This window comes from Acidithiobacillus albertensis, from assembly GCF_001931655.1.
In the GTDB taxonomy this organism is placed as follows: Bacteria; Pseudomonadota; Gammaproteobacteria; order Acidithiobacillales; family Acidithiobacillaceae; genus Acidithiobacillus; species Acidithiobacillus thiooxidans.
This window is the reverse complement of sequence record NZ_MOAD01000057.1, coordinates 1-721: the sequence shown is the minus strand read 5'-3', so window position 1 is coordinate 721 and position 721 is coordinate 1. Positions and strand designations below refer to the sequence as shown.

The 721-nt window shown below is 46.7% G+C and carries 1 protein-coding gene; it reads left to right on the top strand.

Annotation, left to right across the window (positions count from 1 at the left end; translation table 11 throughout):
• Nucleotides 1–576: hypothetical protein (locus tag BLW97_RS19570; RefSeq protein ID WP_158025235.1), on the top strand; the 576-nt coding region annotated here is incomplete at its 5' end.
• Between the last annotated feature and the right edge of the window lie 145 nt (nucleotides 577–721).

Genomic DNA, 721 nt, shown 5'->3' with positions numbered 1-721 from the left:
TTGGTGGCTCAACCCGCTGCTGGACATGTTTTTTTGCATTCCACAGCGGCTTGCGACTATCTCAAGGAACATGCCATCACAAATCGTGATATGCAGACTTCGGCTCACACTGCAGAATCATGGTCCAGGCAAAGGGTCGCCCTGTATATAGACCAGCCTCAGTCTATTAGGCGTGTCGCCCATATTCCAGAGGCGCCTTACCTTACAGCCATTGTTGGCAAAAAGGCAGAATGTGTTGCCGCTGCACCTGCCTGGTTCAAGAATTTAACTTCAGCAGAGCAATCCTGGTTATGGTTGGTAGGCATTGCCGGTTTACGCCACCCGCACATCTATCATCTCATGCTTCATGCTGCGGAACATCCACCACAAGGACTTTTTGCCGGTGTTGAAAAATGGTATGGACACCACGTTGCGAATCGCAGCATTCTGAAATCAGAAAAGCAGGCGACTCTCTGGTTGCCAAATCAGAATCATCGTGTAGCCCTGAAAACCCTGGAGAAGCTCGCACAAGATCGTAGTTTTTCGGAAAATTCCTGGCTACCCAACATAAAGCTACAACTGCATGCCGTAGATTAGTTTTTTATAAGCATAGAAATATTTAAAAGGAGTCTGAATGGCAAAAAATAGGCTTGAAAAATTTACAGGATCTTCGGTGACTGGGGAGAGTACTCTGTTCAAAGTATTGCATTGGTTGATCGCCGTGCTGATTGTTTTTCAGGGC